This window comes from Muricoccus pecuniae, assembly GCF_014199205.1.
GTDB classification, from domain to species: Bacteria; Pseudomonadota; Alphaproteobacteria; order Acetobacterales; family Acetobacteraceae; genus Roseomonas; species Roseomonas pecuniae.
In genome coordinates this window covers 62,868-88,260 of sequence record NZ_JACIJD010000009.1, presented here as the reverse complement: position 1 = coordinate 88,260, position 25,393 = coordinate 62,868, and the positions used below count along the sequence as shown (strand labels likewise).

Here is a 25,393-nt window from a genome sequence, read left to right as displayed (position 1 = left end):
AAAGATGGGGGGAGGTTTCCCTCCCCAGCCCCCTTCAGGCGGCGACCAGCTTCCGCAGATCCGCCTGCGGCCGCGCGCCGAAGTGGGAGATCACCTCGCTCGCCGCCACGCCGCCCCAGCGGCCGCACTCGGCGAGCGGCAGCCCGCGCGCATGGGCTGCGAGGAAGCCGGCGGCATAGGCGTCGCCCGCCCCGGTGCTGTCGATCAGCGTGGTCGGCACGGCCGGCACCTCGATCACCTCGCCCGCGGGGGTGATGATGCGGCTGCCCTTCTCGCTGCGCGTCAGGGCGACGAGCTTGCCGGTCGCGAGGAAGGCCTGGGTGGCGGCGTCCACCTCGCCGACCTCGAAGAGGGAGAGCGCCTCGTCCTCATTGGCGAAGACGATGTCCGCATCCGCCGCGATGAAGTCGAGGAAGGCCGTGCGGTGGCGGCCGACGCAGAAGCTGTCCGACAGGGTGATCGCCACCGAGCGCCCGGCGCCATGCGCGATGCCGGCCGCGCGGCGGAAGGCCGCCTGGGCCGCCGGGGGGTCGAAGAGGTAGCCCTCCAGGTAGGTGACGGCCGCGGAGGCCACCGCCCCCTCGTCCACATCCGCCTCCCCGAAGGTGACGCAGGCGCCGAGATAGGTGTTCATCGTCCGCTGCCCGTCGGGGGTGACGAGGATGAGGCAGCGCGCCGTCGGGTCGCCGCCCTTGAGCGGGGCGGTGGGGAAGTGGATGCCAAGCCCCTTCAGGTCCTCGGCGAAGACGCGGCCGGGCGCGTCGTCCGCCACCTTGCCGAGATAGCCGACCTTTGCTCCCAGCATCGCCGCCGCGGCGCAGGTATTGGCGGCCGAGCCGCCGCCGGTCTGCACGCCCTCGCCCATCTCGGCCCTGATCCATTCATGGATCGCCTCAGCGCGGGCGGTATCGATCAGGGCCATGCCGCCCTTGGCCATGCCCCATTCCACCAGCGTCGCCTCGGTGGCGGAGGCCACCACGTCCACGATGGCGTTGCCGATCCCCAGGATGTCCAGCGCCTGCCGCTCCGCCATCACCGTCTTCCCTTGTCGCCCGGGCCGTGCCCGGTTCGTCCCCGATCGGCGCGGGCCCAGGAGAGGGCCGGCGCGTCCGGGCGCCGCCATACCACGCGCGGCGCTGCGGGGAACCGGCGCGGCGACGGAATTATCCGCCCCGCGCGCTGCGGGGCGTTGTGCGGGATCTCCCGCCCGTGATAGCCCGCATCCGGCAGGCGAGGGGCCCCAGGGCTCCCGTCATTGGGGTTCCCGCCATTGCCGGGGCCGACGCCCATGCCCAGCCAACGGCCGGGCGATGCCGTGACCGCAATGCGCAGGGGGAACTGCCATGTCCGTCTTCCGCCGCCGTCCTGCCGAGCAGGGGCCGACCGAGCCCGAGCCCGCGACGGTGCCCGTCTCACGCGATCCCGACCTGGCCATGCCCCCCTTCCGGCCCGCCCCGGGTCCGACCGCTCCCAAGGAACCCGTCATGAGCCTGCCGCCCAAGCCTACCGCCCCGCAGGGCGCGGCCCCCACCCCCGGCGTGACCATGCCGACCCGCCAGGTCGGCCGCCCGGCCCCCGCGGGGGCGGAGCGCCGCACCCTCGTCGTCGGCAAGGGCATCTCCCTCCAGGGCACCGTGACGGATGCCGAGCGGCTGGTGGTGGACGGCACGGTCGAGAGCCAGATGATCCAGGCCTCCGAGCTGCAGATCACCCCCTCCGGCGTCTTCAAGGGCGAGGTGCAGGTGGATGACGCCGAGATCGCCGGCGTGTTCGACGGCACGCTGACCGCCCGCGGTTCCCTCACCATCCGCGCCACCGGCCGCGTCCTCGGCGTCGCCCGCACGCGCAAGCTCTCGGTGGAGGAGGGCGGCCAGCTCTCCGGCCGGATGGAAATGCTGACCGAGGGCCAGGCCTCCTTCGCCCCGGCCCCGCACGGGGCCGCGCCGCAGTACGCGGCGCCCTACGAGGACTGATCCCCCGCGGGCGCGCGGCCTGCCCGTGCGCCCGTCCCTCTCTCCTGGCGAGCGAGCCATGGCGCCGGCGATGACCGCGGCACCCCTGGGGCCCTTGAGCCCCACCACCCTCACCTGGCTTCTCGCCGCCCTCCTGCCCCTCATCCTGGCCGGCTGCAACGCGGGGCCTGACCACGCGGCCAGCCAGGTGCTGGAAGCGGTGCTGGAGAGCCACCGCGCCAGCATCACGGGCCTCGGCGCACCCTCGCCCTCCCCTTCCCCCGCACCGCGACCTGCCGGCCCGGCCGCGCGCCGCCCGGCCCCGGGGAGCGTGGCCTCGCTGCTCGGCCAGAGCCCGGAGGGCGTGCTCGGCGCGCTCGGCCAGCCCGTGCGCCGCCGGCCCGAGGGGAATGCCGAGATCTGGCTCTACCAGGGCGCCCATTGCGCGCTCGACATCGTTCTCTACCGCGATGCCGGGGCGCCGCGCGTCGCCTGGGCCGCGGCCCGCGCCTCGGGCACGGAGAGCCGCACCGAGGCCCGCTGCCTGTCGGAGCTGGCCTCGGGATAGGGAGCGGCGTGCCCGGCCTTCCACAACCGGCTTTGGACCTTCCATAGGACCGCCGCGCGACTGTAGGCTTCCCGCAAGAACGGGCCGCTGGCAGCCAGCGGCATCAGGCACCCCGGGAGGTTTCATCATGCGGCGTCGTTACCTTGCTGCTGGCGCACTCGCGCTGGCAACGCTCACCTCCGCGCCCCTCGCCGTCCGCGCCCAGCAGCCGGTCGAGATTCAGTTCTGGCACGGGCTCAGCCAGCCTGCCGGCGGCCAGCTCGAGCAGATCGTGGCGGAGTTCAACGCGAGCCAGCCCCGCTACAAGGTCACCCCGACCTTCCGGGGCAGCTATCCCGAGACGATGGTGGCGGCCATCGCGGCCTTCCGCTCCAGCACCGCGCCGCACATCGTGCAGATGTTCGAGGTCGGCACGGGCACGATGATGTCGGCCGGACGCGCGGTGAAGCCGCTCCACGAGATCACCGCCGAGACGGGCGTGGCGATCGACCCCCGCGACTTCATCGGGCCGGTGGCGGGCTACTACAGTTCGGCCGATGGCAAGCTCATGGCCATGCCCTTCAACAGCAGCACGGCCATCGCCTTCTACAACAAGGACATGTTCCAGCGCGCCGGGCTGGACCCCAATGCCTTCCCCGCCACCTGGGAGGGCGTCGAGGGCGCCGCGCGCAAGCTGAAGGAGGCGGGCATCGCCTGCCCCATGACCACGGCCTGGCCGAGCTGGCTGATGGTGGAGCAGGTGCTGGCCATCCACGACGTCCCGCTGGCCAGCCGCAGCAACGGCTTCGAGGGGCTCAACACCGAGCTGAACCTGACCAACCCGCTCCTGGTCAAGCACATGGAGAACCTCGTCCGCTGGCAGAAGGAGGGGCTGTTCCGCTATGCCGGCCGCGACGCCGCGGGCGACCCGCTCTTCCCCGCGGGCGAGTGCGCGATCGGCTTCGGCTCCTCGGGCCTGCGCGGGCGGATCGAGCGCGAGGCGCGCTTCGGCTGGGGCGCGGCCATGCTCCCCTATTACGAGGGCACCACGCCGCGGAACTCCATCATCGGCGGTGCCGCCCTCTGGACCATGAACCGCGGGCCGAACGCCCAGCGCAGCGCCGAGGAGCTGCGCGGTGTGGCCGAGTTCTTCCAGTACATCTCCAGCCCCGCCGTGATGGCCAAGTGGCACCAGGACACCGGCTACGTCCCCGTCACCCGCTCGGCCTATGAGCTGAGCCGCTCGCAGAACTACTACGCCCGCAACGCCGGGGCAGACGTGCCGATCGAGCAGATGCTGCGCGGCGGCGATCCCACCGCGAACAGCCGCGGCATCCGCCTCGGCGGCTTCGTCGAGATCCGGAACATCATCCAGGAGGAGATGGAGCGGGCCTTCCAGGGTGGGGTGAGCGCCCAGCAGGCCCTCGCCAACGCCAACACGCGCGGCAACCAGGTGCTGCGGAACTTCGAGCGCACCAACCGCTAGGGCCGGGCTCTCCGGGAAGAAGGCGCCGCCCTCTTCCCGGCACCCTGCTGGCGGGAGACCGGGGCCCCGGATGCCGGCCGCGCAGTCGCTACCCCGCCGCCAGCTCCCTCATCGCGCGTTCCAGTGTCCCCTCCGCGCCGATATCGTAGAGGGAGGCCAGCCAGCGCCGCAGCGGCGCGACGAAGCGCTCCTCCCGGCCCAGCCCGCCGAAGAGGGTCTCGATCGAGAGCAGCGGCATGGGGTCGCGCCCGCCTTCGCCTGCCTTCTCCTGCAGCAGGGGGGCGAGGGGGTGGCGGATCTCGATGGGCGCGCCCTTGTCGTCCACGCCCCGCAGGCGGCGCATCCAGGCGGCGAGGGCGAGGGCCAGGAAATCGACCTCTCCGCCGATGGCGAGGCCCGCTTCGATCGGCATCACCAGCAGGTTGATCGGCGCATCGGTGTTGATGCGCTCCACCGTGTCCTCGATGGCGGGATTGGCGAAGCGCTCGACCAGGGTCCGCTTGTAGGCGGCGAGGTCCACGCCCGGCACCGGGGCCAGGGTGGGGCCGGTCTCGCGGTCCATCAGCGCGGCCATGTAGGCGCGCATGCGCCGGTCGGCCATCACCTCATGCACGAAGCGGTGGCCCATCAGCCGCCCCAGCACGGCGATGGCGAGGTGGCTGCCGTTCAGCAGCCGCAGCTTCATCATCTCATAGGGCACGACATCGGGAACGATCTGTGCCCCCACCCGCTCCCATTCCGGGCGGCCGGCGGCGAAGCGGTCCTCGATCACCCATTGGGTGAAGCTCTCGCAGAAGACGGGCCAGCGGTCCCGGATGCCGTAGCGGCGGTCCAGGTGCTCGACATGGTCGGGCCGGGTGGCGGGCGTAATCCGGTCCACCATGCTGTTAGGGAAGGCGCCATGGGCCGCGATCCAGCGCGCCAGCCCGGCGTCCCGCAACCCGGCGAGCGCCAGCACCGCTTCGCGCAGCACGTCGCCGTTGTTCTGGATGTTGTCGCAGGTGAGCGCGGTGAAGGGGCCGCCCCCCGCCGCCATGCGCCGGCGGTAGGCCTCCACGATCACGCCCACCGCGCTGCGCGGCCGGTCCGGCGCGGCGAGATCGGCGCGGATCATCGGGTGCTCCGGGTCGAGCTGGCGCGTGGCGGGGTTCAGGCAGAGGCCGTTCTCGCTGACGGTCAGGCTGAGGATGCGGATCGCCGGGTCGTCGATGCGCGCGAGCAGCGCCGCGGTGGAATCGCCGGCATGGATGACCTCGGCGATGGAGCCGATGACGGAGACCGTCTCGCCTACCCCGTCGCGCTCGACCAGCGTGTAGAGCCCGTCCTGCGGGACGAGGCTCTCCTGCATCCGGGGGTCGGCCGGCAGCAGGCCCGCCCCGGCCGTGCCCCAGCCCAGCGCGCCGGGATCGACCTCCATCAGCTCGTGCGTGTAGCGGGCCATATGGGCCCGGTGGAAGGCGCCGAGGCCGAGATGCACCACCCCGGCCCTCACCCCGGCGGGGTCGTAGCGCGGGACGCGGACAGGGGGTCTCAGGCGGGACAGGCTGCCCCTGTTCAGCGCCACCGGCTCCATGGCCGCCCTCTCCCCCTCAGGCGCCCAGCGCTTCGGCGGGCGTCAGCCGCCCGTCATAGAGCGCGCGGCCGATGATCACCCCCGCGATCGTTCCCGTGGCGCGCAGGGCGTCCAGGTCCGCGCGCCCGGCGACGCCGCCGCTGGCGATGACGGGGGTGGAGAGGCGCCCGGCCAGCGCGGCCGTCGCCGCCACGTTCACCCCGCCCAGCATCCCGTCCCGGTCGATGTCGGTGTGGATGATGGCGGCGGCGCCCGCATCCTCCAGCCTCAGCGCGAGGTCGAGCGCGGTCAGCGTGCCCGTCTCGGCCCAGCCCTCGGTCGCCACGAAGCCGTCCCGCGCATCGATGCCGATCGCCACCTTGCCCGGGAAGGCGCGGCAGGCCTCCCGCGCGAAGTCGGGGTTTTTGGCCGCCGCCGAGCCGAGGATGACGCGGGCGATGCCGGCGGAGAGCCAGGCCTCCACCGTCGCCATATCGCGGATGCCGCCGCCGAGCTGCACGGGGCGGGTGGTGGCGGCCAGGATGGCGCGCACGGCCTCCGCATTGGCGGGGCGGCCGGCGAAGGCGCCGTCGAGATCGACCACATGCAGCCAGGGAAAGCCCGCCGCGTCGAAGGCGGCGGCCTGGGTGGCGGGATCGCCATAGACCGTGGCCTGGGCCATGTCGCCGCGCTTGAGGCGCACGACCTGCCCGCCCTTCAGGTCGATGGCGGGATAGGGGGTGAAGCTCATCAGGGGTCCTGCGGGAAAAGCGCCTCGGTCGGGCGGCCCCGCACCGGCTCCAGCGTCTTGTAGTAGTGGTGGCCGGCGACCGTGCGGCCGTTGATCCGCGCATAGGCAGGGTGCGTGCCCCAGCGGATGTAGCCCAGCCCCTCGAAGAGCGCGATGGCGGTGGCCTGCGTCTCCCTGACATCGAGGTTCAGCACGCGGTGGCCGAGCGCCGCCGCCCGCTCCTCCAGCCGCTGCACCAGCATGCGCGCGAGGCCGTGGCCGCGGGCATAGGGGGCGATGTAGGCGTGGGTGAGCTGGGCGGCCCAGGCCTGGGCCTCGTTGTTGCGGGCGGGGCGGACGAGCTGGGCGGAGCCGACGACATGCCCGTCCAGCCGCGCCACGAAGAGCTCGCGCTCGGGCACCAGTAGCACGCCGCCGAAGTGGCGGGTCAGAGCCGCGCGGCCCTGCGGCGCCACCCAGCCGAAGCCGCCACCCTCGATGATGGCGGCATCCGTCGCCTCGCAGAGATCGGCCATGTCGGCCTCGGAGAGCGTCTCGGCCCGCTCGACCGAGAGCGAGTGCATCACCTCGGTCATGGCGACCAGCGCAGGAAGTTCCGCAGGATCCGCAGCCCCACGGGGCCGGACTTCTCCGCATGGAACTGGGTGCCGGCCAGGTTGTCCCGGCCCACCACGGCCGCGACATCCCCGCCGTAACGCGCGCTGGCCAGCAGCTCCTCCTCCCGCCCGCCGCGCAGGGCATAGGAGTGGACGAAATAGGCGTGCGCCCCCTCGGGCAGGCCGGCGAGCAGCGGGTGCGCGCCATGCGCCTCCAGCGCGTTCCAGCCCATCTGCGGAAGGGGCAGCGGCGCGCCCTGGCCGTCCCTCGGGTCCATCGGCGCGATCTCGCCCCGGATCCAGCCAAGGCCCGGCGTCACGCCGTGCTCCAGCCCGCGCTCGGCCATCATCTGCATGCCGACGCAGATACCGAGGAAGGGGCGGCCGCGCCGGATGGCGGATTCATGCAGCGCCTCCGCCACCCCGGGCAGGGCGGCGAGGCCGCGGGTGCAGGCGGCGAAGGCGCCCTGGCCGGGCAGCACCACCCGGTCCGCCGCCAGCACCTCCTCCGCCTCGGTGGTCACGGCGAGGTCCAGCGCCACGCCCTCCTCCCGCGCCGCCCGCTCGAAGGCGCGGCGGACGGAGGCGAGGTTGCCCGATCCGGGATCGACGACCGCGAGCCTCACGCCATCGCTCCGCGCGCGAGGTCCGGGCGCGCCCTGAGCAGGCGCAGCAGGGCCAGCTCCTCGTCCGGCGCGACGACGGCGCCCGTCTCCACGAGGCCGCCCCGGCGGAGCGTCCAGCGCTGGAGGTCGCGGGCGTGGAAGCCGAGGAGGAGCTGCATCGCGAGCCCCGCCCAGCCCTCCCAGGGGTCCGGCAGGAAGGCGATTGCCGTGCCGAGGATGAGGTAACCGAGCAGCGCCAGCCACAGCCCCTTCCAGAGAAGCCAGAGCGGGCCGAAGAGAGTGGCCGGGAAGGAGAAGCCCTCCCGCACCAGCTCGGTGCGGGGCTTGTCGCCCCCGCGGGCATGGACGGTGAAAACGCGCATCAGGCCTCCAGCATCCCCTTGGTGGAGGGGATGGTTCCCTCGGCGCGCGGGTCGGCCTCGACCGCCATCCGCAGGGCGCGGGCGAAGGCCTTGAACAGGCCCTCGGCGATGTGGTGGGCGTTGGTGCCGGCGCGCTGCGTCAGGTGGACCGTCATGGCCGAGTTCATGGCGAGCGCGCGGAAGAACTCCTCGAACAGCTCCGTGTCCATCTCCCCCACCTTGTCGCGCGGGAAGCTCGCGGACCAGGCGAGGAAGGGGCGGCCGGAGATGTCGATGGCGCATTCGGCCAAGGCCTCGTCCATCGGCACCAGTGCCTGGCCGTAGCGGCGGATCCCGCGCTTGTCGGCCAGGGCGCGGCGGATCGCCTGGCCCAGCACGATGCCCACATCCTCGGTGGTGTGGTGGAAGTCGATATGCAGGTCGCCCTCCGCTTTGACGGCGAGGTCGATCATGGCGTGGCGGGCGAGCGCCGTCAGCATGTGGTCGAGGAAGCCGATGCCGGTCGCGATTTCCGCGCGGCCCGTGCCGTCCAGGTTCAGCCGGAGCTGGATGCGGGTCTCGGAGGTCTCGCGGGCGATCTCGGCGCGGCGGGGAAAGGCGTCCATGCCGGTCGTTTAGACCGGGGCGGGCCCGGGGGGAACCAAGCGGTGTTAATGCCGGCCCGGCGTCTGCCGCGCGCCTCAGCGGCGGCGAAGGATGTAGTTGATCGTCAGGTCGATCTCGGCGCTGTCCTCCCGCGTGCCGGGCGGGAAAGGCGGCACGCTGCGGCCGCGCAGCAGCGCCTGCGCCCCGGCGTCGAGCCAGATGGAGCCCGAGCGGCCGATGAGCTGCACGCCGCTGACCTGCCCGCTGCGGTCCACGCTGAAGCGCACCACGGCCGTGCCGTCCTCCCCCGCCTCGGCGGCCTGGCGGGGGTAGTACCCGTGCTGCCGCAGCCAGGCCATGAAGGCCGAGCGCCAGTCCGCCCCGAGCTGGGCGCCGCGGATGCGGAGCTGCGCGTTCGGCGCGTCCGCCTCCGCCGCCGAGCTGGAGGTCGAGTCGCGGTTGCGCCGGGAGAGGGAGGACGAGGCGGAGGGGGACGGCGCGGCAGGGCGGCCGAGGCTGATCGGCGGCCCCTGGCTGAGGTCGAGCGCGCCGGCGAAGGGATTGGCCGGGGCAGCCCGCGGGCGTGGCGGGGAGGGGCTGGGCGTCAGCTGGGCCTGCGGTGCCGGCTCGGGCGGAGGCGGCTCCGGGGGCGGAGGGGGTAGCGGCAGGGCGGCGGTCTCGGTCCGCTGCGCGGGCGCCTCGGCCGGGGGAGGAGGCGCGAGGTCGGACGGGGCGGGCGCGCTGGGAAGCGGCAGGGAGGGAGCCGCGCGCGGCAGGGGCGGGGCGGGCGGCGGAGGCGCCTCGGCGAGAGCCGGCAGGGGCGGCACCGGCGCGGGCGGAGCAGCGGCGGGCGGAGCAGCGGCGGGTGGAGCAGCGGCGGGCGGCGCCGGGAGGGGAGGCGCGGCGGGCGGCTCGGCGAGGCGCGGCATCGGGGCGGGCGGCTCCGGCAAGGCGGCCTCGCTCGGCGGGTCGAGCGGCGCGGAGGCGGCCTCCGGCGGGGGAGCCGGGCTCTCCTCCGGCGCCCCGCCGTCGAAGAGCACGTCCATCGCCGAGGCCTCCGCCGGCTCGCGCACCGGGCGACGCTCGAAGCCAACGAGCAGCCACCAGCCGGCGGCGAGGTGCAGGAGGAGCGAGACGGCGAGGGCGAGGCCGCGCCATCTCCCGCGCCGCGCGCGCCCCCGCCGGGCCGCGCGCGGGACGCGCGGCACCCGGGGCGCCCCCGGTCCGATGGCGGAGAGACCCGCTGCGCTCATGCCGTCTTCAGAATCCCCTGCCCCGGCGCAGATGGGGTGGGCGCACCATCCCGGGAAGCGCCCGGATTGCACGGCGCATCCGGGATCGCCACATCGCTCCCATCATGGATACCACACAACACGATCCCCTCGGGTGGCACGGGACCACCATTCTCTGCGTGCGCAAGGACGGCCAAGTGGCCATGGCCGGCGACGGCCAGGTCTCCATGGGCCAGACCGTGGTGAAGAACAACGCCCGCAAGGTCCGGCGCATCGCGGGCGGCAAGGTCATCACCGGCTTCGCCGGCGCGACCGCGGACGCCTTCACCCTGCTCGAGCGGCTGGAGGCGAAGCTGGAGCGCTTCCCCGACCAACTCGAGCGCGCGGCCGTCGAGCTGGCGAAGGACTGGCGGACCGACCGCTACCTCCGCCGGCTGGAGGCGCTGCTCGCGGTCGCCGACAAGGACCGCTCCCTTCTCATCACCGGCCAGGGCGATGTGATGGAGCCGGAGGACGGCGTCATCGGCATCGGCTCGGGCGGCAATTACGCGCTCGCCGCCGCGCGGGCGCTGATGACGGTGGACGGGCTCACGGCGGAGGAGATCGCGCGTCGCTCCATGACGATCGCCGGCGACATCTGCGTCTACACCAACGGCCGCTTCATCCTGGAGACGCTGTAGCGCGCCCCCTCCCGCCGGGAGCGTGGCTCCCGGCGGCCCCTATCCCTGGAGCAGCCGGACGACGCCGTCGAGCTGGTCGAGATCGCGATAGGCGATCGTGACCTTGCCCGACTTGCCCCGGTGCTCGATCGACACCCTGAGACCCAGCCGTTCGGACAGCTCGCGCTCCAGCGCCCGGGTCTCGGCATCCTGTGCGCGGCGGGCGGCGCGGGGGCGCTCGGCGGAGGCGGCGAGCGCCTCGGTCTGCCGGACGTTCAGCCCGCGCGTGACGACCAGCTCGGCCAGCCGCACGGGGTCCGGGGCGGTTAGCAGGGCGCGGGCATGGCCGGCGGTCAGGCTGCCGCGCCCGAGCATCTGCCGGACGCCCGAGGGCAGGCCGAGGAGGCGCATGGTGTTGGCGACGTGGCTGCGGCTCTTGCCCACGGCATTGCCCAGGGCCTCGGGCTTCAGCCCGAACTCGTCGGTCAGCCGGCGGTAGCCCTCCGCCTCCTCCAGCGCGTTCAGGTCCTCGCGCTGAAGGTTCTCGACGAGCCCGGCCGCCATGGCGGCGCGGTCGTCCATCTCGCGGACGACCACGGGCACCTCGTGCAGCCGTGCGCCCTGGGCCGCGCGCCAGCGGCGCTCGCCGCCGATGATCTGGTAGGCGCCCTTCGCCCCGGGCTTCGGGCGCACGAGGATCGGCTGCAGCACCCCGTGCTCGCGCACGGAGGCCGTGAGTTCCGACAGTGCCTCCTCGTCCATCGGGCCGCGGGGCTGGAAGGGGCCGGGCTCCAGCACGTCGATCGGGAGGGACTGAGGCGTGGCGGCCGCGGCCGGGCCCTGTTCGTCGCCCAGCAGGGCGGAGAGGCCCATGCCGAGGCGGAGCGGCTTGCGGCTCATGCGGCGCTCTCCTTGGCGGCGCGCGTGCGGGCGCGGTCGCGCTTCAGCAGCTCGGCCGCGAGCTTGATATAGGCCTGCGCGCCGGATGACCTGATATCGTAGAGGAGCACGGGCAGGCCGTGCGAGGGCGCCTCGGAGACGCGGATATTGCGGGGGATCACGGTGTCGTACACCCGGTCCTTGAAGAAGCTGCGCACGTCGCGCGCGACAAGCTCGGAGAGGTTGTTGCGGCGATCGAACATGGTCAGCACGATTCCGTCCAGGGCGAGCGCGGGGTTCAGGCGCTTCACCCGCTCCACCGTGCGGGCCATCTGGGAGATGCCCTCCAGCGCGAAGAACTCCGTCTGCAGCGGCACCATCACGGATTGCGAGGCGACCAGCGCGTTGAGCGTGAGCAGGCCGAGCGAGGGCGGGCAGTCGATCAGGAGGTAGTCGTAGCGGGCCAGCGCCCCGGCATCGCGCTCCAGCGCCCGCGCGAGCCGGTGCTCCCGGTCCTCCATCCCGACCATCTCGATCTCGGCGCCGGCGAGGTCGTTGTCGGCGGGCAGGAGGTCGAGGCCCGGGATCTTGCTCGGCCGGATGAGGTCGGCCAGCGGCCGGTCGCCGACCAGCAGGGCATAGCTTCCCGCCCCCCGCTCGTTCCGCGGCACGCCGAGGCCGGTGGAGGCGTTGCCCTGGGGGTCCATATCGAGCAGCAGCACGCGCTTGGCTGTCGCCAGTGCCGTGGCCAGGTTGATGGCGGTCGTGGTCTTGCCCACGCCACCCTTCTGGTTGGCGAGGGCGATGCGGCGCGGGCCGGCGTCTTTGGCCGGGCGCGCGGAGGTGGGACGGTCAGGGGCCGACACGGCGTATTCCGGTAATGCGAAGGATGGTGGCGCCCGGCTCGGTGCGGCTCTCGAAGCGCTCGGTGCTCATTGTCCAGTCCGCGCCGGCCGCGGTCAATTCCGCCTCTGCCGTCCGCCCCTTGGGGAAGACCGCGGTGCCGTCGGGCCGGAGGAGCCGGGCGGCGTGGCCGAGCAGGGTGGTGAGCGGCGCGAGGGCGCGGGCGGTGACGAGGGACAGGGGCGGGAGGGAGACGGCTTCGATCCGCTCGGCGTGCACGCGCACATGGGAGAGCCCCAGCTCTGCCGAGGCGGCGAGGAGGAAAGCCGCCTTCCGGCGGTCGGACTCAACGAGGTGCCAGGGGCGCCCGGTATCGGCGATTGCGAGGATCAGACCGGGGAAGCCGCCGCCCGTGCCGAGATCGGCCGCCGGCCCCTCCCTCTCAGGCAGGAGTGGCAGGAGTTGAAGCGAATCGGCGATGTGGCGCGCACGCAGCCGCTCGGCATCCCGCTCGGCGACGAGGTTGATCCGCGCGTTCCAGCGCAGCAGGAGGGCGAGGAAGCCGTCGAGCCGCGTCTCGGTTTCACGTGAAACAGTGGCGAGCGGTGCCTTCACGCCGCCCCCGCCCGCGCGGCGGAATGCGCGCGCCGAAGGTGGCCGGCCAGGGCGACGAGCGCGGCCGGGGTGATGCCGGGAACGCGCCCGGCCGAGCCGAGCGTCGCGGGCCGGGCGGAGGCGAGGCGCTGGCGCATCTCGGTCGAGAGGCCGGCGATGGAGGCGAAGTCCACATCCTCCGGAATGGGCAGCCGCTCCTCCCGCTCCAGCGCGGCGAACTCGGCCGCCTGGCGGGAGAGGTAGGGCGCGTAGAGGGCCTCCGTCTCCAACTGCTCCCGCACGCCCCGGGGGAGGTCCCGCAACCAGGGAAAGGCCGCCTCCAGCGCCGGACCAGCGGCGGCGGGCAGGGCCATGACCTCCAGCAGCGAGCGGGGGATTCCGTCCTGGTTCACCGGGATGCCGGCCAGGGCCAGGGCGGCCGGCGTGGCAAGCTCGGCCCGGGCGCGGGCGAGCGCGTCCTCGACCGCACGGGCGAAGGCGCGGTGGCGGGCGGCGCGCTCGGGGCCGACGCAGCCCCAGGCGATGCCCCTCTCCGTCAGGCGCAGGCCGGCATTGTCGGCCCGGAGGCGCAGCCGGTGCTCGGCGCGGGCGGTGAGCATGCGGTAGGGCTCGGTCACGCCCTGGGTGACGAGGTCGTCCACGAGCACGCCGGCATAGGCCTCGGTCCGCAGCAGGACGCGCGGCTCCCGCCCGCCCCCGGCCCGGTGGGCGGCGTTGATGCCGGCGAGCAAGCCCTGGGCGGCTGCCTCCTCATAGCCCGTCGTGCCGTTCACCTGGCCGGCGAGGAAGAGGCGCGGCACCTCCCTCACCTCCAGCCCCGGGCGCAGCGCACGGGGGTCCAGGTGGTCGTACTCGATCGCGTAGCCGTGGCGCAGGATGCGCGCGCGGGAGAGGCCGGGGATGCTGGCGATCACGGCGTCCTGCACGTCGCGCGGAAGGCTGGTGGAGATGCCGTTCGGATAGACGGTCGGGTCGTCCAGCCCTTCCGGCTCCAGGAAGATCTGGTGGCGCTCCCGCTCGGCGAAGCGCACCACCTTGTCCTCAATGGAAGGGCAGTAGCGCGGGCCCGGTCCCTGGATCTGTCCGGAATGGACGGGCGCGCGGCCGAGATTCGCGCGGATGATGGCGTGCGTCTCGGGGGTGGTCGCGGTGATGCCGCAGCTCACCTGCGGGCCGGTGATCCGCTCCGTCATCCAGGAGAGCGGCTCGGCGGGGTCGTCGCCCGGCTGCGGCTCCACCGCGGCCCAGTCGATCGTCCGCCCGTCCAGCCGCGGCGGCGTACCCGTCTTCAGCCGTCGCACGGGCAGGCCGAGCGCGGCCAGGGAGAGGGCGAGGCCGAGGGAGGCCGGGTCGCCATGGCGGCCCGCGGGCTGCCGCTCCGGGCCGAGATGGATCTCGCCGCGCAGGAAGGTGCCGGCTGTCACCACCACCGCCCCGCAGGCGATCCGGGCGCCGTCACCGGTGAGGACGGCGTCGATCCCGCCATCCACGCCGCGCTCCAGCCCCTCGGCCACCCCGGCCCGTAGGGTGAGGCCGAGCGTCTCCTCCAACAGCGCACGGATGGCGCGGCGGTAGAGGCCACGATCGGCCTGCGCCCGGGGGCCGCGCACGGCGGGTCCCTTGCTCCGGTTCAGCAGCTTGAAGTGGATGCCGGCCGCGTCGGCCGCGCGGCCCATCAGCCCGTCCAGCGCATCCACTTCGCGCACGAGATGCCCCTTGCCGACACCGCCTATCGCGGGGTTGCAGGACATCTCGCCCAGCGCATCCAGCCGGTGCGTCAGCAACAAGGTGCGGGCGCCGCAGCGGGCCGCGGCCGCAGCCGCTTCCGCCCCGGCATGCCCGCCCCCGATCACCACGACATCGAAGCGCAAATCCATGGCGCGCCTATACCGCCGCGCCGCCCGCGGGTCACTTCCCGATGCAGAACTCGGCGAAGACGCGGTCGAGTATTTCCTCCGCGCCGACGCGGCCGGTGAGACGCCCGAGGGCGCGCAGGGCCTCGCGCAGGGCATCGGCCCGCAGCTCGGGCAGGGGAGCCTTGGACGCTTCCGCCAGCCAGCCGAGCGCGTCGCGGATCGCCGCGCGGTGCCGGGGGCGCGCGAGCAGGGTCTCGCCCGCCCCTGGTGCCAGGCGCGCCACCTCCGCCTCCAGGGCCCGCCGCAACTCATCCATCCCCGCCCCGGTACGTGCCGAGACAGCAAGACCTCCCGCGGGCATTCCGCCGCTCCCTGCCCCGCCGAAATCCGCCTTGCTCGCCACCACGAGGCAGGGGCGGCGCGCGAGGAGGGCGAGGGTGGCGGGATCGGGTGGCGCGTCGCAGGGGAGGAGGGCGAGGACGAGATCGGCCTCCTCGCCCCGGCCGAGGGCACGGCGGACCCCTTCCGCCTCCACCTCGTCCGCCGCCTCGCGCAGGCCCGCCGTATCGGCGAGCACGACGGGCAGGCCCGCCAGCACCATGCGGACCTCGACCACATCGCGCGTCGTCCCGGCCCGGGCGGAGACGATCGCTGCTTCCCGCCCGACCAGGGCGTTCAGCAGGGAGGACTTCCCGGCATTCGGCGGGCCGAGGATGGCGATGCTCAGCCCCTCGCGCACCCTTTCTCCCCCGACATCGCCTGCGAGCCGCGCCGCCATCTCCCCCGCCAGGGCTTCGATCCCCGCCGCAACCTCTCTCTCCAGGGCTCCGGGGAGGCCCTCATCCTCGAACTCGATCAGCGCTTCCTGCCGGGCCAGGAGGTCGGCCAGCCTGTCCGACCAGGACGCGGAGAGCGCTGCCAGCCCGCCGCCCGCGAGGCGCAACGCCTGCCGGCGCTGGGTCGCAGTCTCGGCCTCGATCAGGTCGATCACGCCCTCGGCCGCGGTCAGGTCCATGCGGCCGTTCAGCACGGCGCGGCGAGTAAACTCCCCGGCCTCGGCAGGGCGGGCGCCGAGGGCGACGAGCGCGGCCCCTACGCCCTCCACCACGGCCGCGCCGCCGTGCAGGTGCAGCTCGGCCGAGTCCTCGCCGGTGTAGGAGGCCGGGCCGGGTAACCAGAGGACCAAGGCCTCGTCGAGCACGGCGCCCTTGGCGTCGCGCAAGCGCCTCAGGGACGCCTGGCGCGGGGTGGGCAGTCTGCCGCAGAGCCCGGCCAGCATCTCCCGGCTTCCGGGGCCGGAGAGGCGCAGCACGGCGATGGCGGCCCGGCCCGGCGCGGTGGCCAGGGCGAAGATGGTGTCCATGGCGGGATCAACCCTTCGGGGGCGGGACGTCCCTCTCCGTCAGCATCAGCCGGCGCACCCGCCCCTTGTCGCGGAGGTGAACGGTCAGGATCTCGTCGATGTCCTCCCGCTTCTCCGCGCGGTACCAGACGCCTTCGGGATAGATGACGATCACGGGCCCGAACTCGCAGCGGTCGAGGCAGCCGGCGCTGTTCACGCGGACGCCCTGGAGGCCCAGCTCCTTCGCCCTCGCCTTCATGTAGTCCCTCAGTGGCTCGCTTCCCCGGGCGGCGCAGGAACCCCGCCGGTGGCCGTCGGGCCGGCGGTTGGTGCAGCCGAAGACATGGGCCTCGAACCAGAGCGGGGGGTCCGCCCTGGTTTCACGTGAAACGGCGCGGTCGGGATCGGACAAGCTGGGCATCCTCGCTTTCGGGCCCAGGGCGGCCCGCTGCGCATGTAGAGGCGGGACCAGCCGGAGGCGAGAGCCGCGCCTGTATCGCGGGGCAGCATGGCAGCCAAGCGAAGGCGCTTGACGCGGGGCCCGGCTCGCCCGACGAATGGCTCCAGGCCCAGCCATGCCCCAGACCTCTCTTCACACCCCCCTCGGCGCCCTCACCGTTTCAGAGGAGGACGGCGCCATCGTCGCCCTCGACTGGGGGCAGGGCCGCGACCGCGAGGAGACCCCGTTGCTCCGGCGCGCGGCAGACCAGCTGCAGGACTACTTCGACGGGCTCCGCACCGATTTCGACCTTCCCCTGAAGCCGATGGGAAGTCCTTTCCGGCTCCGGGTCTGGGAAGCCCTGCGCGCGATCCCGCATGGCGAGACCCGGTCCTATGCCGATCTCGCCCGGGTCCTCGGCACCGCCTCGCGCGCGGTCGGCGGGGCGAACGGCGCCAACCCGATCCCGATCATCATCCCCTGCCACCGCGTCATCGGGGCGGGCAGCACGATCGGCGGCTATACGGGGGAGGGCGGCATCGCGACCAAGCGCTGGCTCCTCGCCCTTGAGCGCCGCACCCGCCGCGCCGATCCGGCCGGCGGCGACCTTCTGGACGACCAACCCTCTCCCCCGCGAACGGCTCGCGCCCCGCGCGCGCCCGAACCGCGATAGGAAACCGCCCATGAACCACGCCATTCGCCTGCACGAACCGGGCGGCCCCGAGATGCTGGTCTGGGAGGAGGTGCCGCTCCCCAGCCCGAAGCCGGGCGAGGCGCTGGTGCGGCACAGCGCGGTGGGCCTGAACTTCATCGACATCTACTTCCGCACCGGCCTCTACAAGGCCCCCTCCCTTCCCGCCGTGATCGGGATGGAAGCCGCCGGCACGGTCGAGGCGGTGGGTGAGGGCGTCGAGGACCTGAAGCCGGGGGACCGCGTGGCCTATGCCATGGGCCCGATCGGCGCCTATGCCGAGGCGCGGACCATCCCTGCCAAGGTGCTGGTGAAGCTGCCGGACGACATCCCGTCGGAGACCGCCGCGGCCATGATGCTGCAGGGGCTGACGGCCCAGTACCTCCTGCGGCGGACCTACAAGCTCCAGGCGGGGGAGACGATCCTCGTCCACGCCGCGGCCGGCGGCGTCGGGTTGATCCTCTGCCAGTGGGCGAAGGCGATCGGCGCGACGGTCATCGGCACGGTCGGCAACGAGGCCAAGGCCGAGCTCGCCCGCGCCCATGGCTGCGACCACGTCATCCTCCAGGGCGAGGACCTGCCGGCGAGGGTGAGCGAGATCACCCGCGGCGCCCGCCTCCCCGTGGTCTACGACAGCGTCGGGCGGGACACCTTCGCGGCCTCCCTCGACTGCCTCGCCCCCTTCGGCCTGCTCGTCTCCTATGGGAACGCCTCCGGGCCCGTGACGGGGGTGGATCTCGGCATCCTCGCCGCCAAGGGCAGCCTTTTCGTCACCCGCCCCACGCTGGCCACTCACACCGCCAAGCGGGAGGATCTGCTTGCGATGGCCGAGGACCTGTTCTCGGTCGTGCGCAGCGGCAAGGTGAAGATCAAGGTCAACCAGACCTACGCACTGCGCAACGCGGGCGACGCGCATAGAGACCTGGAATCGAGAAAAACAACAGGTAGCAGCCTGCTTATCCCGTAACTTTACCGCCTAAACACCAATCCAGCAGTGGCCGGAATTTTTCCGGTCACTCTGCCCTCGTCAATCCTGCAGGAAGTAGCGGTAGCGATAGGCTTCGGTGAAGCCGGCCGCTGTGTAGACCTGTCGCGCCGCAGCGTTTCCCGGCGCCACCTGCAGCCAGCAGCGGGACGCCCCCTGCCCCGCGCCCCAGCCGGCAAGCGCGTGGAGGAGGCGCCGGCCCAGGCCCCGGCGCCGGAACTCCGGCCGTACCGCCAGGTCGAAGAGCCCGCACAGGACACCATCCGCGACGGCATGGCCGCAGGCCGCCGCCACCCCGCCCTCGCGCAGGACGAGCCAGGCGGCAGGACGTGCCAGCAGCGGCACCGCGCGTTCCTTCTCGGCCCGCCTCGCCTCTCCCTGATACTCCGCGGTGGAGAGCACCGAGAGCCATTCGGCATCGGGGCCGTCGCACCAGTGCGCCGCATGCACCTCGGCGGGATCCAGGTGCCCCGTCATAACGAGCGCGCCCTCGGCCTCCCGGTAGTGCCGGGCCGCCAGGAGGGGGATAAGGCCAGGAGGGTCGAGTGGCGTGGAGCGGAAGCGGCAGGGCATGGACAGCCGGGCGTAATGCGCCTCGATCCGCTCCACCCTCGCCTCGAGATCCTCGTCCGCCGAAGGGTCCAGCGAGCACGCCGCATTTGCCCGCCCCGTGCCGTTCAGGAAGGCGCGCAACACGAAGGGCCCGTCCCAGGCGACGCGGGGTGCGGGCACGGCGTTCAACGCCGCGCGCTCCAGCAGCGCCACGTCCCGCAGCGATGTCCCTTCCGGCAGTTCCGAGGTCGATTCCAGCACGCGCAACGCTCCCGATGACGCGGCACCGCGTCGAGGCGGCAGAATGGCACGGCCCACCCTGTCCGGCGCGCCCCTGCGGCTCTCCCGCGCCCTGTCGGACGGGAACAACGGATGAAGCCACCCACGCAACCGCCCCCACAGGGCCGCGTTGCTCACCGGCAGACCAACAGGTTCAGGAGATCACTAATGAAGAAGAGCAGCCTCATCCTCGCCCTCGCCGCCGGCCTCATCGCTGGGCCCGCCCTCGCCCAGTCCCCGGCCCCGCAGGCTCCCGTTTCCACGGCGCCGACGCCGGCCGCCCCGGGCGGCGTGACGCGCGACCAGGGCGCGGGCGTTCCCGGCGCCTCCGCCTCGCCCGCCAGCCCGTCGGGCTCCGCCGGGCTCCCGCCCAGCCCGCAGGCCGGCGTTCCGGGCACCCAGGCGCCGTCCCAGCTCGGCCGCTGACCGGCCGGCCTCCAGGGAGATGATCCCGGGGGCCTGACAGACGAAGGGCCTGCCCCGGCGACGGGGCAGGCCCTTTCTCATTCGTGCTCGCCTGGGCGATGGGCGCCTCAGGTGTTCATCGCGTCGAAGAAGTCCTGGTTCGTCTTGCTGTACTTCAGCTTGTCCAGCAGGAACTCCATCGCGTCCTGCGTGCCCATCGGGTTCAGGATGCGGCGCAGCACCCACATCTTCGACAGCTCGCCGCGGTCCACCAGGACCTCCTCCTTGCGGGTGCCGGACTTGGTGATGTCGATCGCGGGGAAGACGCGCTTGTCCGAGAGCTTGCGGTCGAGGACGATTTCCGAGTTACCGGTGCCCTTGAACTCCTCGAAGATCACCTCGTCCATGCGCGAGCCCGTGTCGATCAGCGCGGTCGCGATGATGGTCAGCGACCCGCCCTCCTCGATGTTGCGCGCCGCGCCGAAGAAGCGCTTCGGCCGCTGGAGCGCGTTCGCGTCCACGCCGCCCGTCAGAACCTTGCCCGAGGAGGGCACGACGGAGTTGTAGGCGCGGCCGAGGCGGGTGATGGAGTCCAGCAGGATCACCACGTCCCGCTTGTGCTCGACCAGGCGCTTGGCCTTCTCCAGCACCATCTCCGTCACCTGCACGTGGCGGGTGGCGGGCTCGTCGAAGGTGGAGGCCACCACCTCGCCGCGCACGGTGCGCGCCATGTCCGTCACCTCCTCCGGCCGCTCGTCGATGAGCAGCACCATGAGGAAGACCTCGGGGTTGTTGGCCGAGATGGACTTGGCGATGTTCTGCAGCATCACCGTCTTGCCCGTGCGCGGCGGCGCGACGATCAGGGCGCGCTGGCCCATGCCGATCGGGGAGACGAGGTCGATCACCCGGTGGGTGTTGTCCTTCAGCGGGCCCTTCTTGTCGGCGGGCGCGGCCTCCAGCTCCGGGTTCTCCATCCGCAGGCGGCGGGTGGGGTAGAGCGGGGTGAGGTTGTCGAAGTTCACGCGGTGCCGCACGGCCTCGGGCGGCTCGAAGTTCACCGTGTTGACCTTCAGCAGCGCGAAGTAGCGCTCCCCGTCCTTCGGCGCGCGGATCTGGCCCTCCACCGTGTCGCCGGTGCGCAGCGCGAAGCGGCGGACCTGGGCGGGGGAGACGTAGATGTCGTCCGGTCCCGGCAGGAAGTTGGACTGCGGGTTGCGCAGGTAGCCGAAGCCGTCGGACAGGATCTCCAGCGTGCCGTCCCCGTAGATCGCCTGGTCGTTCTCGGCGAGCTGCTTGAGGATGGCGAAGAGCATGTCCTGCTTGCGGAGCGAGGAGGCGTTCTCCACGCCAACCTCCTCCGCGAAGGCGAGAAGATCGCCCGGGGCTTTGGCCTTGAGTTCGGAAAGGTGCATTCAGGTGGTCTCGATCGGCATGGGCCGAAGGGAAGGGTGCGCGGAACCTGGATCGGGCTGGAGGGGGCCAGCGCCTCCGCCGGGCGGCGGGGTTCCGAATGGCGATGCACGGGGGGAGCGGCGGCTTCCGGATACCGGGGCGCTGCACCGGGAGGGACCCTAAAAGGGTGGTCAGCCGCGCGTCAACCCGGAAAATGGTAAAACCTGCCGGAGAATCAAGGCGGCGGGGCAGGTTTCCCCGCCCGCCGGCTCAGAACGGCTTCACGATCACCATGACGACGATCAGCACGAGCAGCAGCGTGGGCACCTCGTTCGCCATGCGCCAGTAGCGCTCGCTGCGCGGCCGTTCGTCCCGCTCGAACCCCTTCCGGGCGGCCGCGAGATGGCCGTGGAAGGCGCTCATCCCGAGGAAGCCGGCCATCTTCCCGTGCCACCAGCCGGCGCTCCAGTCGACCACGCCCGGCGTCAGGACCAGGGTGATGCCCAGCAGCCAGGCCGCGCCCATGGCGGGGTTCATGATGGCGCGCAGCAGCCGGCGCTCCATCACCTTGAACATCTCCGACGCCTCGCCCCCGGCCGGTACGGTGGAGTGATAGACGAAGAGCCGGGGCAGGTAGAACATGCCCGCCATCCAGGCGATCACCGCGATGAGGTGGAGGGCCTTGGTCCAGGGATAGAGGCCGGCCAGCCAGGGAATCGTCACCGCGCGGCTCCCACGGGGGCGATGCCCAGCAGCCCGGGAAGGGCGGCGTGACTGGTGAACACCTCGGCCACGCCCGCTTCCAGCAGGTCAACCGCCGGCGTCTCATGGGCGAAGCCGAGCACGCGGCAGCCCGCCGCCACCCCGGCGCGGGCACCGGTCACGCTGTCCTCGATCACCACGCAGTCGCGGGGATCGGCGCCGCAGAGGCGGGCGGCGGCGAGGTAGAGGTCGGGATGGGGCTTGGGCCGCTCCACATCCTCGAAGCAGAGGAGGCGGCCCTCGAAGCGGCTGAAGAAGGGAAAGATCCCGGCCTTGTTCCGCAATTCCTGGCGCCCGGAATTGGAGGCCACCGCCATAGGCAGCCCCGCCGCCGCCACGGCCTCCACCGCTTCCTGCGCGCCGGGGATGAGGGTCAGCACCCCCGCGTCGTAGCGGGCGATGATCCGCGCCACGATGCTCTGCGGCCAGTCCGGCGGGAGCTTCTGCCCGAGATGGCTCTCGATGCGCGGGACCATGTCGGGCAGCGCCGTGCCCATGAAGGCGAGCTTGGCGGCGTCGAGCGACATGGGCCAGCCGCGCTCGGTCAGGTCGTCGGCGATGGCGCCGTTCGCCACGGCCTCGCTGTCCACCAGGACGCCGTCGCAATCGAAGAGAACCGCGGCGGGGCGCATCACGCCGTCACCCGGATCGGCTGGGCCGCGCCGTGCGGGCAGTCCTTGTGCGCCTTCGGGCACTGCCGCCCGCCGGCGAAGGAGCAGAGCTTGCCGCCCGCGGCATCGCGCGAGCCGCGCGTCTCCTCCCGCGCCGCCCCCACCAGCGCGGCGAGGGCGCGGATGAAGGCGGGGTCGGAGTTCTGGGCGGGCACGCGGAAATAGGCGGGCACGCCCTTCTCATGGGCCAGCTCGCGATACTCCACGTCCAACTCCACCAGTGTCTCGGAATGCTCGGAGACGAAGGCGATGGGGCAGACGAGCAGCGCCACGCCCTCGGCGCCCGCGCGCGCCACCTCCTCCTCCGCGCTCGGCCCCAGCCATTTCTGCGGCGTCACGCGGGACTGGTAGCAGAGCGCGTGGTCGAGGCCCGGCATGGCCAGCGCTTCCAGCACGGCGGCGACGCTGCGCTCGACCTGCCACTGGTAGGGGTCGCCCTGCTTCACGATCGTCTCGGGCAGGCCGTGGGCGCTGAAGAGCAGGCGCAGCGTCACCCCCTCCGACACCTCTCGCCGCGCCTCGTCCCAGGCGCGGCGGACGATGGCGGCGGTGGCCTCGGCGAAGCCCTCGTCCGAGTGCCAGCAGCACAGCGTCGTGGTTGGGGCGGAGAAGCCGGCCCGGCGCGCGGCCTCGTGCCAGGCGGTGAGGCTGCTGCCCGTCGTCGTCGTGCTGAACTGGGGGTAGAGCGGCAGGAGCAGCACCTCGTCCGGCCCCCAGGCCATGACGTCGCGCAGCGCCTCCTCGGTGAAGGGGTGCCAGTAGCGCATGGCCACGAAGCAGCGGGCCTGCACGCCCTCGGCCGAGAGGACGGTTTCCAGCGCCTTCCCCTGCTCCTCCGTCAGCTCCCGCAGGGGGGACTTGCCGCCGAGGATGGCGTAGTTGGCCGAGGCCTCCTTCGTCCGCCGCGCGGCGATGAAGCGCCCGAGCGGCTGCCGGATGAAGCCGGGCAGGCGCAGGATGGCGGGGTCGGTGAAGAGGTTGGCGAGGAAGGGCCGCACCGCCTCCGGGCTGTCCGGCCCGCCGAGGTTGAACAGCACGACGGCCAGCTTCCGCCGGCCCTCCGGCGCGGTCGGCAGGGATGGCCCGGCCGGGTCGGCGGGCAGGTCGGCGGTGCGGGTGCTCATGCCGGAGCGAGATGCCATCGCGGGGGGCGGGGTCAAGGGCGGGTTCGGTGAAGCCCGCCCTTCCCCGCCGTTTTTTCCGGTTCAGTCCCCCCCGGCACCGCCCGCCCGGCGCCGGCTCCGCAGCGCCACGCGCAGCGCCACCTGCCCCGTGACCGCCGCCCCGGCCAGCACGAGCGCCGCCGCCAGGGCCGGGTCCCGCCCGAGCCCGGCCAGCCCCGAGCACACCGCCCCCACCCCCATCTGGATCGCGCCGTAGAGGCCGGAGGCCGAGCCGACCAGGCGGGGGTTGAGGCTGATCGCCTGGGCCAGCGCCGGCGGCCCGCCCACCCCCACGGCGAGGGTGAAGGCGAACATGCAGCCCATCGCCCAGGGAACCGTCAGCCACCCCGCCAGCACCACCCCGAGCAGGAGGAGGGTGGAGCCGAGGCTGAGCGCCCCCGCCAGCACGAGCACCCGGTCGATCGGCACGCGCGTGATGAGGCGGCTGGCCAGCCAGTTGCCGATGGAGATGCCGATGACGAGCAGCCCCAGGGCGAGCCCGGCCTCGTGCTCCGGCCGCCCGAGCTCGCGGAAGATGAAGGAGGCGGAGCCGAAGAAGGCGTAGGAGGCCGTCGTCATGCAGCCGCCGCAGACCGCGTAGCCGAGGAAAACCGGCGAGCCGAGCAGCCGGAGGTAGTCCCGCAGCAGCGTCGGCATGTCGGGCGGCGCGGCCCGGAGCCCCGTCTCCGGCAGGAGGCGCCAGGTGAAGAAGAGGTTCGCCACCCCGAGCAGGCAGAGGAGCAGGAGCACCACCCGCCAGCCCGCGAGGGCCAGCACGGCGCTTCCCACCACCGGCGCCAGCCCCGGCCCGAGCGTGACCATCAGGTTGAGCAGGGCGAGGCGCTGGGCCGCCTGCCTCGCTTCGGAGGTGTCGCGCACGATGGCGCGGCCGAGCACCAGCCCGGCGCAGCCCCCGAGTGCCTGGAACAGCCGCGCGAGGATCAGCACCTCCGCGCTCGGCGCGAGGCAGGCGAGCAGCCCCGCCAGGGTGTAGAGCACGAGCCCCCCCACCAGCACCGGGCGGCGCCCGAAGCGGTCCGACAGCGGCCCGTAGACCGGCTGCCCGAGCGCCAGTCCGAGGACGTAGAGGCTGACCGTGAGCTGCATCGCCCCCGTGGTGGCGCCCAGCGCCGCCCCGGCCTCGGGGAGGGCGGGCACGAAGAGGTACATGCCGACCGTGCCGCTGAAGGTGATCAGCGCCAACAGCAGGAGCGGCACGGCCGGCCGCGGCGCCTCCCCGCTCACGCGCGCCGGCTTGGCAAGGGGGAACGGCGCGTCGGGAAGGCGGGGCGGGCTGGCATGGCCCCCATGGGAGACCATGCGATGCTGCGGCGCAACGCGCCCGGCGGCCCTCCCCTGCTTGCCCCGCCGCCCCCTGCCGCCTAGGTGAAGCGCGAAGGCCCCTGACCGGGGGCAAGGAAAGATCAGAACCAGCCGAATGAGCGACAGCCCCAATTCCAACAAGCCGTCCGACGCCGAGGCGCAGCCCGGGGCCGGCACCGTGCCGGACGCCCCCACCCCCGGCGCCGACACCCTCGCCCCGGCGGACGACCTCGCCGCCCAGCTCGCCGAGATGCGGGACAAGTGGCTGCGGGCCGAGGCCGAGATGCAGAACCTCCGCAACCGCCACAAGCGCGAGCTGGAGGATGCCCGGAACTACGCCGTGACGAAGTTCGCCCGCGACGTGGCGGACACGGCCGAGAACCTCCGCCGCGGCCTCGACGCCCTGCCCGCCACCCCCGAGGGCGAGGAGAGCCCCGTCGCCAAGCTGCGCGGCGGCTTCGAGGGGGTGGAGCGCGCCTTCCTCGCCATGCTGGAGCGCCACGGCGTGAAGGCCGAGGACCCCAAGGGCAAGGCCTTCGACCCCGAGCTGCACCAGGCGATGGCCGAGCAGCCGGCCCCCGAGGGCGTGGAGCCCGGCACCGTCATCACGGCCTGGACCCCGGCCTGGACCATCAACGGGCGGCTGCTGAAGCCGGCCATGGTGGTGGTGGCGGGCAAGGCGGGCTGAAAACCGGCTATTGAGGCCCCGCAGCCAGGCTGCGTTGGATTCAGGGCGGGCAGGGTCTTGTCGCGCCGCCCGCCCCTGAATACATCGGGAACCGACGGGCGAGCCCCGTCCCCCAATCCCCATCCGACTGAACAATGGGGCCGCGCACGGTGCCTGATCA

Annotated in this window: 28 protein-coding genes; 8 read left to right on the top strand and 20 right to left on the bottom strand. The window is 73.2% G+C overall.

Going from position 1 to position 25,393, the window contains the following annotated elements; translation table 11 throughout:
• Positions 1-34 precede the first annotated feature (34 nt).
• A complete protein-coding gene (locus FHS87_RS11235) occupies positions 35-1,033 on the bottom strand; it encodes an adenosine kinase (RefSeq protein ID WP_184517928.1) in 999 nt (332 codons plus the stop codon).
• 310 nt (positions 1,034-1,343) lie between these two features.
• Between FHS87_RS11235 and FHS87_RS11230 the strand changes: the two genes are divergently transcribed.
• From FHS87_RS11230 to ugpB, 3 genes are all read left to right on the top strand, one after another.
• Positions 1,344-1,973 carry a bactofilin family protein gene (locus tag FHS87_RS11230; RefSeq protein WP_376766435.1) on the top strand — a complete coding sequence of 210 codons (630 nt, stop codon included), beginning with the start codon at positions 1,344-1,346 and terminating at the stop codon, positions 1,971-1,973.
• 94 nt (positions 1,974-2,067) lie between these two features.
• Positions 2,068-2,520, top strand: coding sequence for a hypothetical protein (locus FHS87_RS11225; RefSeq protein ID WP_184517925.1), 453 nt, complete (start codon positions 2,068-2,070; stop codon positions 2,518-2,520).
• A gap of 127 nt (positions 2,521-2,647) precedes the next feature.
• Positions 2,648-3,985, top strand: a complete 1,338-nt coding sequence (ugpB, locus tag FHS87_RS11220) for a sn-glycerol-3-phosphate ABC transporter substrate-binding protein UgpB (protein ID WP_184517922.1) — start codon at positions 2,648-2,650, stop codon at positions 3,983-3,985.
• A gap of 88 nt (positions 3,986-4,073) precedes the next feature.
• Here the strand turns inward: ugpB and FHS87_RS11215 are convergent, their stop codons facing one another.
• The 7 genes from FHS87_RS11215 to FHS87_RS11185 form a co-directional block, all read right to left on the bottom strand.
• Positions 4,074-5,558, bottom strand: a complete 1,485-nt coding sequence (locus tag FHS87_RS11215; protein ID WP_184517919.1) for a mannitol dehydrogenase family protein — start codon at positions 5,556-5,558, stop codon at positions 4,074-4,076.
• Between the two features lie 16 nt (positions 5,559-5,574).
• Positions 5,575-6,288, bottom strand: coding sequence for a 1-(5-phosphoribosyl)-5-[(5-phosphoribosylamino)methylideneamino]imidazole-4-carboxamide isomerase (hisA, locus tag FHS87_RS11210; RefSeq protein WP_184517916.1), 714 nt, complete (start codon positions 6,286-6,288; stop codon positions 5,575-5,577).
• On the bottom strand, positions 6,288-6,863 hold the full coding sequence (locus tag FHS87_RS11205) for a GNAT family N-acetyltransferase (protein ID WP_246418326.1): 576 nt from the start codon (positions 6,861-6,863) through the stop codon (positions 6,288-6,290). The genes hisA and FHS87_RS11205 overlap by 1 nt, the downstream gene beginning before the upstream one ends.
• Positions 6,860-7,510, bottom strand: a complete 651-nt coding sequence (gene hisH, locus FHS87_RS11200) for an imidazole glycerol phosphate synthase subunit HisH (RefSeq protein ID WP_184517913.1) — start codon at positions 7,508-7,510, stop codon at positions 6,860-6,862. Before hisH ends, FHS87_RS11205 begins: the two co-directional genes overlap by 4 nt.
• Complete coding sequence (locus tag FHS87_RS23745; RefSeq protein WP_184517910.1) at positions 7,507-7,872, bottom strand: DUF2628 domain-containing protein; 366 nt, start codon at positions 7,870-7,872, stop codon at positions 7,507-7,509. Before FHS87_RS23745 ends, hisH begins: the two co-directional genes overlap by 4 nt.
• Complete coding sequence (hisB, locus tag FHS87_RS11190; protein WP_184517907.1) at positions 7,872-8,477, bottom strand: imidazoleglycerol-phosphate dehydratase HisB; 606 nt, start codon at positions 8,475-8,477, stop codon at positions 7,872-7,874. Before hisB ends, FHS87_RS23745 begins: the two co-directional genes overlap by 1 nt.
• A gap of 75 nt (positions 8,478-8,552) precedes the next feature.
• Positions 8,553-9,710, bottom strand: coding sequence for an energy transducer TonB (locus FHS87_RS11185; protein WP_184517904.1), 1,158 nt, complete (start codon positions 9,708-9,710; stop codon positions 8,553-8,555).
• A gap of 104 nt (positions 9,711-9,814) precedes the next feature.
• Here FHS87_RS11185 and hslV point away from each other — a divergent pair, with 104 nt between their 5' ends.
• Positions 9,815-10,369 (top strand): ATP-dependent protease subunit HslV, encoded by a 555-nt coding sequence (hslV, locus tag FHS87_RS11180; protein ID WP_184517901.1) that lies wholly within the window; start codon positions 9,815-9,817, stop codon positions 10,367-10,369.
• A gap of 39 nt (positions 10,370-10,408) precedes the next feature.
• Here the strand turns inward: hslV and FHS87_RS11175 are convergent, their stop codons facing one another.
• The 6 genes from FHS87_RS11175 to FHS87_RS11150 are packed head-to-tail and all read right to left on the bottom strand — an operon-like array spanning position 10,409 to position 16,295.
• Positions 10,409-11,248 carry a ParB/RepB/Spo0J family partition protein gene (locus FHS87_RS11175; protein WP_184517898.1) on the bottom strand — a complete coding sequence of 280 codons (840 nt, stop codon included), beginning with the start codon at positions 11,246-11,248 and terminating at the stop codon, positions 10,409-10,411.
• Positions 11,245-12,093: a ParA family protein gene (locus FHS87_RS11170; protein ID WP_184517895.1), complete on the bottom strand. Its 849-nt coding sequence runs from the start codon at positions 12,091-12,093 to the stop codon at positions 11,245-11,247. The genes FHS87_RS11175 and FHS87_RS11170 overlap by 4 nt, the downstream gene beginning before the upstream one ends.
• A complete protein-coding gene (gene rsmG, locus FHS87_RS11165; protein WP_184517892.1) occupies positions 12,080-12,685 on the bottom strand; it encodes a 16S rRNA (guanine(527)-N(7))-methyltransferase RsmG in 606 nt (201 codons plus the stop codon). The genes FHS87_RS11170 and rsmG overlap by 14 nt, the downstream gene beginning before the upstream one ends.
• Positions 12,682-14,562, bottom strand: a complete 1,881-nt coding sequence (gene mnmG, locus FHS87_RS11160) for a tRNA uridine-5-carboxymethylaminomethyl(34) synthesis enzyme MnmG (RefSeq protein ID WP_184517889.1) — start codon at positions 14,560-14,562, stop codon at positions 12,682-12,684. The genes rsmG and mnmG overlap by 4 nt, the downstream gene beginning before the upstream one ends.
• Before the next feature lie 31 nt (positions 14,563-14,593).
• Positions 14,594-15,904, bottom strand: a complete 1,311-nt coding sequence (gene mnmE, locus FHS87_RS11155) for a tRNA uridine-5-carboxymethylaminomethyl(34) synthesis GTPase MnmE (protein WP_184517886.1) — start codon at positions 15,902-15,904, stop codon at positions 14,594-14,596.
• A gap of 7 nt (positions 15,905-15,911) precedes the next feature.
• Positions 15,912-16,295: a (2Fe-2S) ferredoxin domain-containing protein gene (locus tag FHS87_RS11150; protein WP_246418325.1), complete on the bottom strand. Its 384-nt coding sequence runs from the start codon at positions 16,293-16,295 to the stop codon at positions 15,912-15,914.
• A 163-nt stretch (positions 16,296-16,458) separates the two neighbouring features.
• Here FHS87_RS11150 and FHS87_RS11145 point away from each other — a divergent pair, with 163 nt between their 5' ends.
• Both FHS87_RS11145 and FHS87_RS11140 read left to right on the top strand, forming a co-directional pair.
• Positions 16,459-16,995, top strand: coding sequence for a methylated-DNA--[protein]-cysteine S-methyltransferase (locus tag FHS87_RS11145; protein WP_184517880.1), 537 nt, complete (start codon positions 16,459-16,461; stop codon positions 16,993-16,995).
• A gap of 10 nt (positions 16,996-17,005) precedes the next feature.
• Positions 17,006-17,980 (top strand): quinone oxidoreductase family protein, encoded by a 975-nt coding sequence (locus FHS87_RS11140; RefSeq protein ID WP_184517877.1) that lies wholly within the window; start codon positions 17,006-17,008, stop codon positions 17,978-17,980.
• 60 nt (positions 17,981-18,040) lie between these two features.
• Here the strand turns inward: FHS87_RS11140 and FHS87_RS11135 are convergent, their stop codons facing one another.
• Entirely contained in the window at positions 18,041-18,811 is a 771-nt protein-coding gene (locus tag FHS87_RS11135; protein ID WP_312861966.1) for a GNAT family N-acetyltransferase, read from the bottom strand.
• 186 nt (positions 18,812-18,997) lie between these two features.
• Between FHS87_RS11135 and FHS87_RS11130 the strand changes: the two genes are divergently transcribed.
• Positions 18,998-19,255, top strand: coding sequence for a hypothetical protein (locus tag FHS87_RS11130; RefSeq protein ID WP_184517874.1), 258 nt, complete (start codon positions 18,998-19,000; stop codon positions 19,253-19,255).
• Positions 19,256-19,362: 107 nt separating this feature from the next.
• On the opposite strand, the gene rho is transcribed toward FHS87_RS11130, so the two are convergent.
• The 5 genes from rho to FHS87_RS11105 all read right to left on the bottom strand — a co-directional run bounded on the left by rho (position 19,363) and on the right by FHS87_RS11105 (position 24,542).
• Positions 19,363-20,646, bottom strand: a complete 1,284-nt coding sequence (rho, locus tag FHS87_RS11125) for a transcription termination factor Rho (protein WP_184517872.1) — start codon at positions 20,644-20,646, stop codon at positions 19,363-19,365.
• Positions 20,647-20,896: 250 nt separating this feature from the next.
• Positions 20,897-21,349 carry a protoporphyrinogen oxidase HemJ gene (hemJ, locus tag FHS87_RS11120; protein WP_184517870.1) on the bottom strand — a complete coding sequence of 151 codons (453 nt, stop codon included), beginning with the start codon at positions 21,347-21,349 and terminating at the stop codon, positions 20,897-20,899.
• Positions 21,346-22,020: an HAD family hydrolase gene (locus tag FHS87_RS11115; protein ID WP_184517868.1), complete on the bottom strand. Its 675-nt coding sequence runs from the start codon at positions 22,018-22,020 to the stop codon at positions 21,346-21,348. Before FHS87_RS11115 ends, hemJ begins: the two co-directional genes overlap by 4 nt.
• On the bottom strand, positions 22,020-23,183 hold the full coding sequence (gene hemH / locus FHS87_RS11110) for a ferrochelatase (RefSeq protein WP_184517866.1): 1,164 nt from the start codon (positions 23,181-23,183) through the stop codon (positions 22,020-22,022). The genes FHS87_RS11115 and hemH overlap by 1 nt, the downstream gene beginning before the upstream one ends.
• 81 nt (positions 23,184-23,264) lie before the next feature.
• On the bottom strand, positions 23,265-24,542 hold the full coding sequence (locus FHS87_RS11105; protein WP_184517864.1) for a multidrug effflux MFS transporter: 1,278 nt from the start codon (positions 24,540-24,542) through the stop codon (positions 23,265-23,267).
• 118 nt (positions 24,543-24,660) lie between these two features.
• Here FHS87_RS11105 and FHS87_RS11100 point away from each other — a divergent pair, with 118 nt between their 5' ends.
• Positions 24,661-25,233, top strand: a complete 573-nt coding sequence (locus FHS87_RS11100; protein WP_184517862.1) for a nucleotide exchange factor GrpE — start codon at positions 24,661-24,663, stop codon at positions 25,231-25,233.
• The last annotated feature ends 160 nt before the right edge of the window (positions 25,234-25,393 follow it).

Excerpts from the sequence above, each read along its gene's own strand:
- mnmE (WP_184517886.1), bottom strand. The coding sequence starts at position 15,904 with ATGGACACCATCTTCGCCCTGGCCACCGCGCCGGGCCGGGCCGCCATC.
- FHS87_RS11205 (WP_246418326.1), bottom strand. The coding sequence starts at position 6,863 with ATGACCGAGGTGATGCACTCGCTCTCGGTCGAGCGGGCCGAGACGCTC.
- FHS87_RS11215 (WP_184517919.1), bottom strand. The coding sequence starts at position 5,558 with ATGGAGCCGGTGGCGCTGAACAGGGGCAGCCTGTCCCGCCTGAGACCC.
- FHS87_RS11130 (WP_184517874.1), top strand. The coding sequence starts at position 18,998 with ATGAAGAAGAGCAGCCTCATCCTCGCCCTCGCCGCCGGCCTCATCGCT.
- hemH (WP_184517866.1), bottom strand. The coding sequence starts at position 23,183 with ATGAGCACCCGCACCGCCGACCTGCCCGCCGACCCGGCCGGGCCATCC.
- mnmG (WP_184517889.1), bottom strand. The coding sequence starts at position 14,562 with ATGGATTTGCGCTTCGATGTCGTGGTGATCGGGGGCGGGCATGCCGGG.
- FHS87_RS11140 (WP_184517877.1), top strand. The coding sequence starts at position 17,006 with ATGAACCACGCCATTCGCCTGCACGAACCGGGCGGCCCCGAGATGCTG.
- FHS87_RS11105 (WP_184517864.1), bottom strand. The coding sequence starts at position 24,542 with ATGGTCTCCCATGGGGGCCATGCCAGCCCGCCCCGCCTTCCCGACGCG.
- FHS87_RS11175 (WP_184517898.1), bottom strand. The coding sequence starts at position 11,248 with ATGAGCCGCAAGCCGCTCCGCCTCGGCATGGGCCTCTCCGCCCTGCTG.
- hslV (WP_184517901.1), top strand. The coding sequence starts at position 9,815 with ATGGATACCACACAACACGATCCCCTCGGGTGGCACGGGACCACCATT.
- FHS87_RS11115 (WP_184517868.1), bottom strand. The coding sequence starts at position 22,020 with ATGCGCCCCGCCGCGGTTCTCTTCGATTGCGACGGCGTCCTGGTGGAC.
- FHS87_RS23745 (WP_184517910.1), bottom strand. The coding sequence starts at position 7,872 with ATGCGCGTTTTCACCGTCCATGCCCGCGGGGGCGACAAGCCCCGCACC.
- rho (WP_184517872.1), bottom strand. The coding sequence starts at position 20,646 with ATGCACCTTTCCGAACTCAAGGCCAAAGCCCCGGGCGATCTTCTCGCC.
- FHS87_RS11185 (WP_184517904.1), bottom strand. The coding sequence starts at position 9,710 with ATGAGCGCAGCGGGTCTCTCCGCCATCGGACCGGGGGCGCCCCGGGTG.
- hisB (WP_184517907.1), bottom strand. The coding sequence starts at position 8,477 with ATGGACGCCTTTCCCCGCCGCGCCGAGATCGCCCGCGAGACCTCCGAG.
- ugpB (WP_184517922.1), top strand. The coding sequence starts at position 2,648 with ATGCGGCGTCGTTACCTTGCTGCTGGCGCACTCGCGCTGGCAACGCTC.
- hisA (WP_184517916.1), bottom strand. The coding sequence starts at position 6,288 with ATGAGCTTCACCCCCTATCCCGCCATCGACCTGAAGGGCGGGCAGGTC.
- FHS87_RS11235 (WP_184517928.1), bottom strand. The coding sequence starts at position 1,033 with ATGGCGGAGCGGCAGGCGCTGGACATCCTGGGGATCGGCAACGCCATC.
- FHS87_RS11145 (WP_184517880.1), top strand. The coding sequence starts at position 16,459 with ATGCCCCAGACCTCTCTTCACACCCCCCTCGGCGCCCTCACCGTTTCA.
- FHS87_RS11230 (WP_376766435.1), top strand. The coding sequence starts at position 1,344 with ATGTCCGTCTTCCGCCGCCGTCCTGCCGAGCAGGGGCCGACCGAGCCC.
- FHS87_RS11100 (WP_184517862.1), top strand. The coding sequence starts at position 24,661 with ATGAGCGACAGCCCCAATTCCAACAAGCCGTCCGACGCCGAGGCGCAG.